This is a genomic window from Lawsonibacter sp. OA9, assembly GCF_022440585.1.
On sequence record NZ_JAKNTI010000022.1, the window covers coordinates 558,952 to 572,754 of the forward strand.

General features: G+C 60.0%; 12 protein-coding genes. 7 read left to right on the forward strand and 5 right to left on the reverse strand.

Annotated elements, in window-relative coordinates; translation table 11 throughout:
* The first annotated feature begins 40 nt into the window (after positions 1-40).
* The 7 genes from argH to argF all read left to right on the forward strand — a co-directional run bounded on the left by argH (position 41) and on the right by argF (position 7,354).
* Positions 41-1,420 carry an argininosuccinate lyase gene (gene argH, locus MCG44_RS03760; RefSeq protein WP_240286882.1) on the forward strand — a complete coding sequence of 460 codons (1,380 nt, stop codon included), beginning with the start codon at positions 41-43 and terminating at the stop codon, positions 1,418-1,420.
* A 68-nt stretch (positions 1,421-1,488) separates the two neighbouring features.
* Positions 1,489-2,430 carry an N-acetyl-gamma-glutamyl-phosphate reductase gene (argC, locus tag MCG44_RS03765; protein WP_240286885.1) on the forward strand — a complete coding sequence of 314 codons (942 nt, stop codon included), beginning with the start codon at positions 1,489-1,491 and terminating at the stop codon, positions 2,428-2,430.
* A gap of 63 nt (positions 2,431-2,493) precedes the next feature.
* Positions 2,494-3,717: a bifunctional glutamate N-acetyltransferase/amino-acid acetyltransferase ArgJ gene (argJ, locus tag MCG44_RS03770; protein ID WP_240286887.1), complete on the forward strand. Its 1,224-nt coding sequence runs from the start codon at positions 2,494-2,496 to the stop codon at positions 3,715-3,717.
* A gap of 29 nt (positions 3,718-3,746) precedes the next feature.
* On the forward strand, positions 3,747-4,088 hold the full coding sequence (locus tag MCG44_RS03775; protein ID WP_186853296.1) for a hypothetical protein: 342 nt from the start codon (positions 3,747-3,749) through the stop codon (positions 4,086-4,088).
* A 15-nt stretch (positions 4,089-4,103) separates the two neighbouring features.
* Positions 4,104-4,961, forward strand: coding sequence for an acetylglutamate kinase (gene argB / locus MCG44_RS03780; RefSeq protein ID WP_147570918.1), 858 nt, complete (start codon positions 4,104-4,106; stop codon positions 4,959-4,961).
* 217 nt (positions 4,962-5,178) lie between these two features.
* Complete coding sequence (locus tag MCG44_RS03785) at positions 5,179-6,357, forward strand: aspartate aminotransferase family protein (RefSeq protein WP_240286889.1); 1,179 nt, start codon at positions 5,179-5,181, stop codon at positions 6,355-6,357.
* A 79-nt stretch (positions 6,358-6,436) separates the two neighbouring features.
* On the forward strand, positions 6,437-7,354 hold the full coding sequence (gene argF, locus MCG44_RS03790) for an ornithine carbamoyltransferase (protein WP_147570916.1): 918 nt from the start codon (positions 6,437-6,439) through the stop codon (positions 7,352-7,354).
* A gap of 55 nt (positions 7,355-7,409) precedes the next feature.
* Here argF and MCG44_RS03795 read toward each other — a convergent pair whose 3' ends face one another.
* From MCG44_RS03795 to pheS, 5 genes are all read right to left on the reverse strand, one after another.
* On the reverse strand, positions 7,410-8,108 hold the full coding sequence (locus tag MCG44_RS03795; protein WP_240286891.1) for a zf-HC2 domain-containing protein: 699 nt from the start codon (positions 8,106-8,108) through the stop codon (positions 7,410-7,412).
* Positions 8,105-8,581, reverse strand: a complete 477-nt coding sequence (locus MCG44_RS03800; RefSeq protein WP_240286893.1) for an RNA polymerase sigma factor — start codon at positions 8,579-8,581, stop codon at positions 8,105-8,107. Before MCG44_RS03800 ends, MCG44_RS03795 begins: the two co-directional genes overlap by 4 nt.
* A gap of 88 nt (positions 8,582-8,669) precedes the next feature.
* The gene (locus MCG44_RS03805; protein WP_186853299.1) at positions 8,670-9,698 is read right to left on the reverse strand and encodes a threonine aldolase family protein; all 1,029 of its coding nucleotides are present in this window, start codon (positions 9,696-9,698) and stop codon (positions 8,670-8,672) included.
* A gap of 96 nt (positions 9,699-9,794) precedes the next feature.
* Positions 9,795-12,611, reverse strand: coding sequence for a phenylalanine--tRNA ligase subunit beta (pheT, locus tag MCG44_RS03810; protein ID WP_240286895.1), 2,817 nt, complete (start codon positions 12,609-12,611; stop codon positions 9,795-9,797).
* A 156-nt stretch (positions 12,612-12,767) separates the two neighbouring features.
* A complete protein-coding gene (gene pheS, locus MCG44_RS03815; protein ID WP_186853301.1) occupies positions 12,768-13,793 on the reverse strand; it encodes a phenylalanine--tRNA ligase subunit alpha in 1,026 nt (341 codons plus the stop codon).
* Between the last annotated feature and the right edge of the window lie 10 nt (positions 13,794-13,803).

The following is a 13,803-nucleotide window of genomic DNA, read 5'->3' on the forward strand; positions in this document are numbered from 1 at the left end:
CGCTCTCCATTCTATTCTTAATATTTGTGAGGTAACTGACATGAAGTTATGGGCAGGAAGATTTCAAAAGGAAACTGACACACTGGTGAACGATTTTAACTCCTCTATCGGTTTTGACGCCCGGCTGTATCGGCAGGATATCCAGGGCTCCATCGCCCACGCCCAGATGCTGGGCAGGCAGGGGATCATCGAGGCGCATGAGGCGGAAAAGATCGTAGAGGGCCTGAAGGCTATCCTGGCTGACATTGAGGACGACAAGGTGGAGTTCTCCCTGGACAACGAGGACATCCACATGAACATCGAGGCCATGCTGACCCAGCGCATCGGCGACGCGGGCAAGCGCCTCCACACCGGCCGTTCCCGGAACGACCAGGTGGCGGTGGACACCCGGCTGTATGTCAAGGAGGAAATCCCTGTTATCATTGGCCAGGTGTTGGCGCTGGAGGAGGTCCTGGTCAAAAAGGCCGAGGCCAACCTAGACACCGTCATGCCGGGTTATACCCACCTTCAGCGGGCCCAGCCCACCACCTTTGCTCACTACATGATGGCCTACGCTAACATGTTCAAGCGGGACGTCACCCGGCTGGAGGACTGCCTGGAGCGGCTGGACGAGTGCCCCCTGGGGGCGGGCGCCCTGGCCACTTCTACCTATCCGGTGGACCGCTTCGCCACTGCCCAGGCTCTGGGCTTTAAAAAACCAACCGACAATTCCATGGACTCAGTGTCCGACCGGGACTACGCCATCGAGCTGCTGTCCACCCTGTCCATCCTGATGATGCACCTGTCTCGGTTCTCTGAGGAGATCGTGCTGTGGTGCTCCTGGGAGTTCAAGTTCGCGGACCTGGACGACGCCTACTCCACTGGTTCCTCCATCATGCCTCAGAAGAAGAACCCAGACGTGGCCGAGCTGGTGCGGGGCAAGACTGGGCGGGTGTACGGTGCCCTGGTCACGTTGCTTACTGTGATGAAGTCCCTTCCCCTGGCCTACAACAAGGATATGCAGGAGGACAAGGAGGCCGTCTTTGACGCCATTGACACGGTGGAGCTGTGCCTGCCCGTGTTTGCCGCCATGGTGGATACCCTGACCGTGCGGCCTAAGAATATGGCCAAGGCAGCGGCCGGCGGCTTCATCAACGCCACCGACTGTGCCGACTACCTGACGAAAAAGGGGCTGCCCTTCCGGGAGGCCTATATGATCGTGGGCCGGCTGGTCAACCTGTGCATCAAGACGGGGGACACCCTGGATACGCTGACCTTAAAGGACTTCCGGGCCATCTCCTCCCTGTTTGATGAGGACGTGTACCAGGCCCTGGCCCTCAAGACCTGTGTGAATGAAAGAAAGGTCTATGGCGGCCCGGCGAAGGAGAGCGTGGAGAAGCAGATCGCCCTGATTGAAGAATTTGTGGCAGAGCGCAAATAAGCCATTGCAAAAATTCCCAGGTTAGACCATAATAGAACTATCATTTCAAAGAAATCCAGGTGGTCCATATGAGTAAGCCAAAGGTATATATCGACGGTAAGGAGGGCACCACCGGCCTGCAGATCTATGAGCGGCTGGGCGGCCGGGAGGACATCGAGCTGCTCCTTATCGACGAGGATAAGCGAAAGGACACAGAGGAGAGAAAGAAATTCCTCAACGCCGCCGACCTGGTGTTCCTGTGTCTGCCTGACGCCGCCGCTGTGGAGGCGGTGTCCCTCATAGAAAACCCTAAGACCCGAATTATTGACGCTTCCACCGCCCACCGGACGGCGGAGGGCTGGGTATATGGCTTTGCCGAACTGCTGCCCGGCCAGCGCCAGCGCATCAAGTTCTCCTCCCGAGTGGCCAACCCAGGGTGTCACGCCACTGGCTTTTTGTCCACGGTGGCCCCCCTGATAGAGCTGGGGGTGCTGCCCAGGGACTACCCCTTATCCTGTTACTCCCTCACCGGCTACTCTGGCGGAGGAAAGAAGATGATTGCTGAGTATGAGGCACCGGACCGGGACCCTCTGCTGGACTCTCCGGCTCCTTACGCCATTGGCCTGTGTCACAAGCACCTGCCTGAGATGCGTCAGGTGGCGGGCCTGGACTTTCCACCCAATTTTCTGCCGGTGCTGGGGGATATCTACAAGGGGATGGCGACCACTGTTATGCTCCAGAACCATCTGCTGAAGGGTACGCCCAATGCCCAGGACGTCCACGATCTGCTGGCCGGCTACTACCAGGACCAGAAGCTGGTCCAGGTCACCCCCTTCGGAGGGACCGGTCCCCGGCTGTATACCAGCCAGCTTGCGGGAAAGGACAGCCTGGAGATCACGGTTTCCGGAACGCAGGAGCAGACGCTGCTTACTGCCCAGTTTGATAATCTGGGAAAAGGAGCGTCGGGGGCCGCGGTCCAGAATATGAACATTATGATGGGGTTTGAAGAAACTGCCGGACTTAGCCTGTAATAGCGTGTCCTGCGGTGGGGCGCGCACTGTGCGCCCCGATGAAATAAAAGGAGGGTATCCCTCATGTTGAATGAAATTTCCGGCGGCGTGTGTGCCGCCCGGGGCTTCCAGGCCGCCGGTGTCCACTGTGGCGTCAAGGCCAGCAGCAGCCCGGATAAGAACGACCTGGCCCTGATCCTGTCGGAGCGGGAGTGCGCTGCCGCCGCCGTCTATACCCTGAACCGGGTGAAATCCGCCCCGGTGTATGTCACCATGGACCACCTGGAGGACGGAACCGCCTGGGGTGTGGTGGCCAACAGCGGCAACGCCAATGCCTGCTGCCCTTTGAGCCACGAGAACGCCCAGGCCATGTGCGCTACCGCCGCCCAGGCCACCGGCCGCCAGCCAGAGGACTTTGTGGTGGCCTCCACCGGAGTCATCGGAAAAACGATCAACATCGGTGTGATTCAGGCAGGTATGCCAAAGGCAGCCGCCGCTTTGGGTAGGGACGGCTCCGACAGCGCGGCCAATGCCATTATGACGACGGATACAGCGAAAAAAGAGATTGCGATTTCTTTTGAGCTGGGCGGGAAAGAGGTGCGGATGGGGGCTATCGCCAAGGGCTCCGGCATGATTCATCCGAACATGGGCACCATGCTGGCCTTTATCACCACTGACTGCGCCATTACCCACGAACTTCTATCCGATGCTTTGCACCAGGTGGCAGCGAGAACCTTTAACCGGGTGACCGTGGACGGGGATACCTCCACCAACGACACCTGTGCGGTGCTGGCCAACGGTCTGGCGGGCAACACCCTTATCGAGTGGAAGGACGGAGACTACGAGATCTTTGTGGCTGCCCTGGACCATGTGTGCCGCTATCTGGCCCGGTCTATCGCGGCCGACGGCGAGGGGTGCACCAAGCTGATCACCTGCCTCATGTCCGGCGCCCGCAGCGAGGAGAGCGCCGAGCGTCTGGCCAAGTCGGTGGTGGGCTCCTCCTTGGTGAAGGCGGCCATGTTTGGCGCCGACGCCAACTGGGGCCGGGTGCTGTGCGCCATGGGGTACTCTAAAGCCCCCTTCCGCCCGGAGCATGTGGACGTGACGTTCCGCTCTGCCGCAGGGGAACTCCTGGTCTGTAAACAGGGTGAGGCCGTAGATTTTGACGAGGCCAAGGCCAAGGAGGTCCTGTCTCAGAAGGAGGTCATCATTGCCGTGGACCTCCACGAGGGGGAGGACAGCGCGGAGTGCTGGGGCTGCGACCTGACGTATGACTATGTGAAAATTAACGGCGACTACCGCACCTGATCCTGGAAAATGGGAGGCGCTGCGCTGAGATGGCTGCATTGGTGAAGGACTTGGGGGCGGAGCTGCTCCTGAAGCTTCCCATCTATCTTCTTCCGGCAGTAGTCCTAGGGGTGCTGTCACGCCGGGGAATAAAAAGCCGGGTGGGGAGATGGTGCGCTGGCCTTCTCGTTCTGGGGTTGAGCGCCGGGCTGCTGTACGGCGTGCTCCGCGCCTTGGGGGTGATCCTGTACCCCAACGACAAAGTGGGAATGTCCTACTACTGGTACGGCTCCAGCTTCCGGGACGAGGGGATCAGAACGGCCGCTTTCTGCGGGCTGTTGCTTTTGGCGGCGGCCATCCCTCGGATGGGGAAGCTGCTTGATAAAAAATGAGGAGGGATCTGTCCCATGTCCTTTAATGAGATCGACCGGGCCCAGGTGCTGGCTGAGGCCCTGCCTTATATTCAAAAATTCACTGGTAAGACCATCGTGGTGAAATACGGCGGCAACGCCATGGTTTCTGATGAGCTGCGCCACGCCGTCATCTCCGACATCATTCTGCTGTCCCTGGTGGGGATCCGGGTAGTGGTGGTTCACGGCGGCGGCCCGGAGATCAGCGAGATGCTGAAAAAGCTGGGCAAGGAGTCAAAATTCGTGGACGGACTGCGCTATACAGACGAGGAGACGATGGATATTGTCCAGCAGGTCCTGTGCGGCCGGGTGAATAAGGACCTGGTAGCCACTCTGAACCGCTTGGGAGGCCGGGCTTTGGGGCTGTGCGGCCTGGACGGTGCCCTTCTCCAAGCGAAAAAGCTGGATGACAAATACGGCCAGGTGGGGGATATCACCAAGGTGGACGCCGCCCCGGTCATTGACGCCCTGAATGACGGCTATATCCCTGTGGTAGCCACAGTGGCCCAGGGGGTAGATGCGGAGGTGTCCTACAATATTAACGCCGACACTGCCGCCGCCAAGCTGGCTGTGGCCCTTGAGGCGGAGAAGCTGATCCTGCTTACCGATGTGCGCGGCCTGCTCCGGGATCCCAAGAATGAGGCCACCCTGATCCCCGAGCTGCAACTCTCCTCTGTCCCTGCCCTGGTGCGGGAGGGAGTCATTTCTGGAGGGATGATCCCCAAGGTGGAATGCTGCGTGGAGTCTGTCCGTTCCGGCGTCAAGTCGGCGGTTATTTTGGATGGCCGGGTGGCCCACTCCCTGCTGATGGAGCTGCTCACCGACGCGGGCATCGGCACCATGCTGACCAACTAAAGGCGCCCCTAAATGGCGTCGGCATCTGGCGGAGAGGGATCGCATGAATTTACCCTCGATTTCTTTCGAGACCGTCGGGAGGAATTTCGTGGGAGATGTCACATTTCCGGTGCCATCCTGGAGGATAACGAGAGAAAATTATGATTCCGCGCCGATGAGTGTCGGAATTCCTTGCGGAAAAGATGTTTCGCGGGGATATGATTGAAGGGGGAACACCATGACCTTTGAAGAGATCAAGGCTCTGGACGAGCAGTATGTGATGCACTCCTATGGCCGCTTCCAGGTGGCCATTGACCACGGAAAAGGGGCTACTGTCTGGGCTGTGGACGGAAAGGAGTATATTGACTTTTCCGCCGGCATCGGTGTGTGCTCGCTGGGATACGGCGATCCGGGCTGGGTGGAGGCCGTTTCCACCCAGGCGGCCAAGCTGGGACATATCTCCAACCTGTTTTACACCGAGCCTTATGCCAAGGTGGCCCACAAGCTGTGTGTCCGCACCGGAATGTCCAATGTGATGTTTGGCAACTCCGGGGCGGAAGCCAACGAGGCCATGATCAAGCTGGCCCGGAAATACTCCTTTGATCGGTATGGCAAGGGCCGCGGAACGGTCATTACCCTCCGTAACTCCTTCCACGGACGCACGATCACGACTCTGGCGGCCACGGGGCAGGATAAGTTCCACAACTACTTTTTCCCCTTCACCGAGGGGTTCCGCTATGCCGATGCCAACGACCTGGATAGCGTGGAAGCGGTGGCCGGCCATGACGTGTGCGCCGTCATGATGGAACTGGTCCAAGGAGAGGGAGGGGTACTGCCCCTGGACCTGGAGTTCGTCCAAAAAGTGGCGGAGCTGTGCGCCAAGCGGGATTGGCTGCTCCTTGTCGATGAGGTTCAGAGCGGCATGGGCCGTACCGGCTCCCTGTTTGCCTTCCAGCAGTATCACATCCAGCCTGATGTGGTGTCCTTCGCCAAGGGCATCGCTGGCGGACTGCCCTTCGGCGGCATCATGGCCAATGAGAAGTGCAGAGAGGTGTTCTCTCCCGGCACTCACGGCACCACCTTCGGGGGCAACCCTGTGGCCGCCGCCGCCGCCTGCCATGTACTGGACCGGATGGACGACGCCTTTTTGGCCCAAGTGAAGGAGAAAGGGGCGTATCTCCGCCAGGCCATCAAAGCCATGGAGCTGCCCTGCCTGGGCAAGACTCGGGGGCTGGGGATGATGATCGGCATCGATGTGGTGGGGGAGCAAACCAACAGCCAGCTGGCCGCCAAGCTTATCGAGAGCGGCCTGCTCATTCTCACTGCGGGACCCGGCTTGAGGCTGCTGCCCCCCCTGACCATCACCCAGGAGGAGATGGACAAGGGGCTGTCCATTATGAAAGCGGCGCTGTTATGATAGAGTGGAGAGAGAAAAGTGAGGGGTGGAGAGATACTCCATCTTCACGCCTCCCTCCTGCAAAGATTGGTGATTTGATATGAAAAAAGATTTGTTAAAGCTGCTGGATTTGTCCCAGGAAGACATCACCCTGATCCTGAATACGGCGGACCAGTTGAAGTACGAGCAGAAGCACAACATCCACAGGGATTATCTCAAGGGCAAGACCTTGGCCATGATCTTTGAGAAAAACTCCACCCGCACGCGGGTGTCCTTTGAAACAGGGATGTTCCAACTGGGCGGCCACGCCCTGTTCCTGTCTGGCAAGGAGAGTCAGATCGGCCGAGGGGAGCCTATTGAGGATACGGCCAGAGTGCTGGACCGCTACTGTGACGGAATTATGATCCGCACCTTTGGCCAGGACGAGGTGGAGGAGCTGGCCCGGAACACCAAGATCCCGGTCATCAATGGCCTGACCGACTTCTGCCATCCCTGCCAGGTGCTGGCCGACCTGCTGACTATTCGAGAGCATAAGGCGGTGCTGGAAGGACTGAAGCTGTGCTACATTGGGGACGGCAACAATATGGCCAACTCCCTGATCGTAGGCGGGCTGAAGACGGGGATGGAGGTGTCAATCGCCTGCCCCGAGGGCTACGATCCCGATTCCCAGGTGCTGGACTTTGCCAGGAGCGACCCCGGTTTCCACTTCTCTCTGTTCCGCACCCCCCAGGAGGCGGCGGCAGGGGCCGATGTGTTGATCACCGACGTGTGGGCCTCCATGGGCCAGGAGGGGGAGAAGACCGTTCGGGAAAAGGCATTTGCGGGCTATCAAATCAACGACGGGCTGATGGCGCTGGCCAACCCCGGCTGCATGGTGCAGCACTGTCTGCCCGCCCACCGGGGAGAGGAGATCACAGCCGAGGTCTTTGAGGCCCACGCAAACGAGATATTCGACGAGGCAGAGAACCGCCTCCACGCCCAGAAGGCAGTTATGTACCTGTTGATGAAGGACCAGTAACAGTAGAGAAGGCCGGCGCACAGACTGTGCGCCGGCCTTTGCTGTCGCCTGGAGCTTAACTCCGCTGCCAGAGGAGGACCGCTCCATCGGTGGCAGCGGAAAATTCCGCCTCGCCCATATCCTCTAAAGCGGCATAGTCTCCCGCCAGATAATACACCTCCTGAATTTGATCCTGGGAGGGAATCTGGACAGCGGCCCCCTTTACGGTGTCCAGCAGCAGCCCATTCCCAATGGACAAGTGGCCGGAGGATTCAGGCCTGCCTGCGTGGCTGAACAGGGGAGTAAGGTTGGATTTGATATTTTTGGTATAGCACAGATAGACCGCCGTCCGTCCATCGATCTCCCGGTCCAGTACCCGGAACGAGGCGTAATTTCCCCCATAGTAGTAGATGTCGATGACGCCGTCTGAAGCCAGGGAGACGTCCACCATGCCCTCCTGGTACGGCACGGGCCGCTCTACATCGGCGGCGGCGGTGAACACCAGGAACATGGCCAGCATGGCAGCCGCTGTGGCCAGCACAGACAGGCGTTTCCGGCGGGAGAAGCGGCGTTTGACGCCCGCTATGACTTGGGCCTTTTCCCGGTCCACATCCGCTGTCTCCCTGTCCAGATTTTCCTCCCTTCCCATCTCGCGTAGGACCTCGGCACAGTGGGGACAACTTTGAATATGCTCGTCTACCGCCTGGCGGCTCTCCTGGCTGCATACCTCATCACGGTACAGGGGCAGCAGATCCTGAATGATTTTGCAGTTCATTGATCTTCCTCCTTTAATTTTGATCTGGCCCGGTGATATGTTACTCGGGCCCAGCTCTCTGTCCTGGAAAAGAGTTGAGCGATCTCTCCAAAGGACAGCTCTCCAAATACCCGGAGAGAAAAGACCTCCCGATAGGGCTCGGGCAGGGCATGGAGCCGGCGGTGAAGTTCCATGGCGGATTCCCGGTCCAGCAGCCGTTCCTCCAACTGGTCGGGGCTGGGCTGGCGCTCCAGATTGGGCATCTCCCCGCTCCGCTTCTGCCGCCGCAATCCGGCTAGATATTTCCGTTTGCCGATTTGACACAGCCAGACATAGAGCTTGCAATCTCCCCGGAAGCTGTCGATGTGCTGGATGGCCTGAAAAAAAGTCTCCTGGGTCAACTCCTCTGCCAGATCCCGGTCGCCGCACAGGACCAACAGATACCGGTACACCTGTGGGAACAGCTCCTCGTAGACCGCTTCAAAAGATTCCATCTTCTCCCTCCTTTCTGCTTATAGGATGCAGATTGGGGCAAATTGTTACAAAAGAGCCATGGAAAAATTTTTCCATGGCTCTTTCTGCCTATAAGGCGCGGATCGTGGAGAGAAGGGCGTCGATATCCTCGTCCCGGGTGGACCAGGAGACGCAAAACCGGACAGCGGTATGGGTCGGGTCCGGCTTGGACTGTAAACTAAAGGAGTATCGCTGGGACAGGGCCGCTGCGGCGTGGTCGGGGAGGACAGGAAACTGCAGATTGGTGGGAGAGTTCGCCAGCAGGGGCCAGCCCTTGTCCAAAAAGCCTTGGCGCAGCCGCATGGCTTGGACCACCGCCCTTCTGCCGATATCCAGGTAAAGTCCGTCCTCCAGCAGCGCCTCGAACTGGACGCCCAGCAGCCTGCCTTTGGCCAGCAGCCCGCCGTGCCGCTTGATGAGGTAGCGGAAGTCCTGTTTCAGGGAATCCTGGGTGATGACCACCGCCTCACCAAAGAGCGTGCCCGCCTTAGTGCCCCCCAGATAGAATACGTCACACAGCCGGGCCAGATCGGGCAGGGTTACATCGGAAGCGGCCAAGCCATAGACCAGCCTGGCCCCGTCCACAAACAGGGTCAGGTGGTACTGGTCAGCCACCCTGCGGATGTCCTCCAGTTCAGCAACAGAATAGACGGTACCCAGCTCGGTGGGGTGGGACAGATAGATGAGGCCCGGCTGGACCGTGTGTTCGGCGGTGGGGTCGTCATAGTGGCCCTGACAGAACTGGGCGATCTGGTGGGCGGTCAGCTTGCCGTCCTGGCTGGGGATAGTGAGCACCTTGTGACCTGTGGCCTCTACCGCTCCGGACTCATGGACGTTGATGTGGCCAGTCTGGGCACAGATGACGCCCTGATGGGGCCGAAGGGCGGCAGAGATCACGGTGGTATTGGCCTGAGTACCCCCCACCAGGAAGTGGATATGGGCATCGGGAGCCTGGCACAGGTCCCGGAGCAGGGCCCGGGCGCGGTCGCAGTGGGGGTCCGTGCCATAGCCGGGATGCTCCTCCAGATTGGTGTCCACCAAGGCCTGGAGCACCTTGGGGTGAGCCCCGGCGGCGTAGTCACATTCAAAGCGTACCATGGGATTACCTCCTAAAAAGGGGAGGCGGGATGATAGTCCCGCCAGAATATAAGCTCCCCCGCGGAAACCCCGCGGGGGAGCGGCAGATGGAAAACTTCAGCGCAGGACGGCGCCGCAGTCCCGCTCCAGCGTCTCCAGAATCGCCTTCACATCCTCGTCGGCCTCCTCGCTGGTGAGAGAGCGGTCATCCGCCCGGAGGACCAGATTGAAGGCCACAGACTTCTTGCCCTCGGCCACGCCCTTCCCACGGTAGATATCAAAGAGGGAGACCTCCTTCAGCAGACCCTTGGCTCCTCTCCTGATTGCCTGCTCCAGGGCCCCTACGGTAACGGCCTCATCACAGACGACGGCGATATCGCGGGTGACGGCGGGGAACTTGGGCAGAGGGACATACTCCGGATCGGGGCCCTTGGCCAGCATCAGCTCGTCGAAGGACAGTTCCGCACAGTAGAGCTCGGCATCCACCCCGTAATTCTGGGCCACCAGAGGGTGAATCTGACCGAAGATACCGATACAGTCACTGCCGGACCACACGGTGGCCACCCGGCCGGGGTGCCAGGAGGCGTCGGAGGGAGCGCCGGTGGGCCCCTCGAAGTGGATGTCTACTGCCCGGATCTCCTTCAGAATAGCCTCGACGGCCCCCTTCAGGGTGAAGAAATCCATATCCTCGCCATAGGCGCCCATGGAGAGCACCTTGGCCTCGTTGGCCAGGCCGTCGTCCTGATTCATCTGATTCATCGCGCCGGTAAGGGCTTCCGCAAGCCCGTTTGGCCCCATGTTCTCCCGCTTCTCCCTGGAAGCGGCAAGAGCGGGATCGTCAGGAGAAACAGGGGCGGAGCCAGATTTGGGCAGATAGATCCGGCCCACTTCATACAGCTTGGCAGACTTGTTGCGGAAATTGTAGTTCCGGGTCAGGATCTCCAGCATAGAGGGCAGGGTAGTGGTACGCATAATGGAGGTGTCCTCTCCCAGGGGGTTGAGGATCTTGAAGCTCTTGCGGGCGTGATAGTCGGCGGGCCAGAGTATCTTGTCATAGTAGGTGGGGGAGATAAAGGAGTAAGTGATGATCTCGTCATACCCACAGGCCCGGCATACGGAGCCCAGGGTCTGCTCCAGCTTTTGCTCCGGCGAGTAGCCGCCCCGGGTGGTCTCCCCCCGAACAAGGGTGGAGGGGATCTTGTTGTAGCCGTGGAAGCGGGCTACCTCCTCGGCCAGGTCGGCCATACCCACCACGTCGCCGCGCCAGGACGGGACCGTAACCTGGTCCCCCTCCACCTGGAAGTCCAGCTTTTTCAGGATGGCGGTCATCTCGGCGGCACTGATTTCGGTACCCAGCAGGGCGTTGATCTTGTCCGGCTCCAACGTCAGGATCCGGGGCTGGGGCACGAAGTTGAGGATGTCGATGACGCCGTCCACCACCTCGCCGGCGCCCAGCAGTTCCACCAGCTCACAGGCCCGGTTTACGGCGGGGAGGGTGTTCAGGGGGTCCAGTCCCTTTTCAAACTTGGCGCTGGCCTCGGTGCGCATCCCTAGAGCCAGGGCCCCCTTACGGATGCAGGTGCCGTCAAAGTTGGCCGACTCGAAGACCACGTCCACCGTGTCAGCCACGATCTCGGAGTTCTCACCGCCCATGATGCCCGCCAGGCCAACTGCCCGATGCTCATCGGCGATGACCAGATGGTTTGCGGTCAGCTTGCGTACATTGCCGTCCAGGGTGGTCAGCTCCTCGCCCTCCTCCGCCCGGCGAACAATGATCTTGCCCCCCTTTACGTAGCGGTAGTCGAAGGCGTGCATAGGCTGGCCGTACTCCAGCATGACATAGTTGGTGATATCCACGATGTTGTTGATGGGACGCACACCCATAGCCCGCAGCCGCTCCCGCATCCACTTGGGGGAGGGGGCGATCTTTACGTTTCGCACCATCCGGGCGGTGTACCGAGGGCACAGGTCGGCCGCCGGAGTTTCCACGTCCAGAAGCTCCACCAGGGAACCCTCGGCCCCGCCCTTGACCAAGGGCTGATGGAGGCGCAGGGGCTGGTCAAAGGTGGCGGACACTTCTCTCGCCAAGCCGATGACCGACAGGCAGTCGGGGCGGTTGGGGGTGATCTCAAACTCCACCACATGGTCATCCAGGCCAACGACCGGCTTCAGGTCATCTCCGGGCTTGCAGTCCTCGCGGAGGATAAAGATACCGTCTGGGATGCAGTGGGGGAACTCTGCCTGCTGGGCGTGGAGGTCGGCCAGAGTGCAGATGGAGTCCATCTTAGTGTTATAGGCCACTAAATCTCCTTCATGGAGGTTGGCGCATGCTGTGTCGGGGCAGGCGGTGGAGCCTCCCAGGTCCAGACAGGTGTGGAAGGAGCCGTTGGGCTGGGCGGAGGCCTCCAACACCTTAGCGCACACCACGGGGCCGAATACCTTGTCCCCGGCCTTGATATCGGCGGGGATGGAGGGCTTGTCCTTATCCAGAGGGTGGTAGTCGTTTAGGAGAGCGGCGGCGGTTATGACAGCGTAGGGGAAGTCCCGCTCGTCCAGTCCCAGCTCAGACAGACCGCACATCATGCCGTTGGACACCACGCCGCGCAGCTTGCCCTTCTCGATCTTCTTGCCGCCGGGCAGAGTGGACTTGTGCAGGGCCACAGGGACCAGGTCGCCGGGATGGATGTTCCAGGCGCCGGTGACGATCTGGACGGGCTCGGCCTGCCCCACATCGATCTGGCATACCCACATATGGTCGGAATCGGGGTGGCGCTCCATGGACCGGATTTGGCCCACCACCACGTTGGAAATTTCAGAGCCCAGGTCGTGGGTCAGCTCCACCTTGGAGCCAGACAAGGTCATGGCCTCGGCAAAGTCTTTGTCATTGGCCTCAACGGTGACGAACTCGCTGAGCCATTTGCGAGATAGATTCATATTATAAAACTCCCTTTGTTTGAATTAGGAATGAGGAGTTAGGAATTAGGAATTTTGGGGTCCGGCTGCCGCCGGATGGCTGGGAATCAGGCCGCCGAAAGGGACGCCCCAATTCCTGACTCCTAATTTCTAATTCCTAATTGATTCTTGGAACAGTTAAAATTGCTCTAAGAATCTCACGTCGTTCTCGAAGATGAGCCGAAGGTCGGCGATCTTGAAGCGGCGCATGGCGGTGCGCTCCAGACCCATGCCGAAGGCCCAGCCTGAATACACATTGGGGTCAATGCCCGCCATCTCCAGCACTCGGGGGTGGACCATGCCGGCGCCCAGCAGCTCGATCCAGCCTTCTCCCTTGCAGGTGGGACAGCCTACGCCGCCACACTTGTGGCACTGCACGTCCATTTCACAGGAGGGCTCGGTAAAGGGGAAGTGGTGAGGGCGGAAGCGGGTCTTGGTGCCCTTGCCGTACAGCTGCTCCACCACCGTATTTAGGGTGCCCTTTAGGTCGGCCATGGTGACGCCCTTGTCGATGACCATGCCCTCTACCTGGTGAAACATGGGGGAGTGGGTGGCGTCCACCTCATCTTTACGGTACACACGACCGGGGGCGATGATGCGGATAGGAAGGGGCATGGTGTCCATAGCCCGTACCTGCATGGGACTGGTCTGACTGCGGAGCATCACCCGGCTGTCCTCGTCAAAGTAGAAGGTATCCGACCAGTCCCGGCTGGGATGGCCCTCGTCGGCGTTCAGGCGGTCAAAGTTGTATTCGGCCAGCTCCACCTCCGGCCCATCCAGCACGGTAAAGCCCATGCCCACAAAGATGTCCTTGATCTCGTCCAGGGCGATATACATGGGATGCTTGTGGCCCAGCTTGACCGCCTTGCCGGGGATAGTCACATCAAGCGCCTCGTCCCGGAGCTTCTGCTCCAGGGCCTGCTTTTCCAGCTTCCTGGCGGCTGCCTCAATGGCCCCTTCCAGAGCGGCCCGGACCTCGTTGGCCAGCTGGCCCATGGCGGGTCTCTCCTCGGCGGAGAGGGAGCCCATACTCTTCAGCACATTGGTGAGCTCTCCCTTCTTGCCCAGGTACTGAACCCGGAGGGCATCCAGGGCGGCGGGATCGGCGGCCCCCTCGATGGCCGCAAGGGCCTGGGACCGGATGTTCGCTAACTGTTCTTTCATGGATAAAACT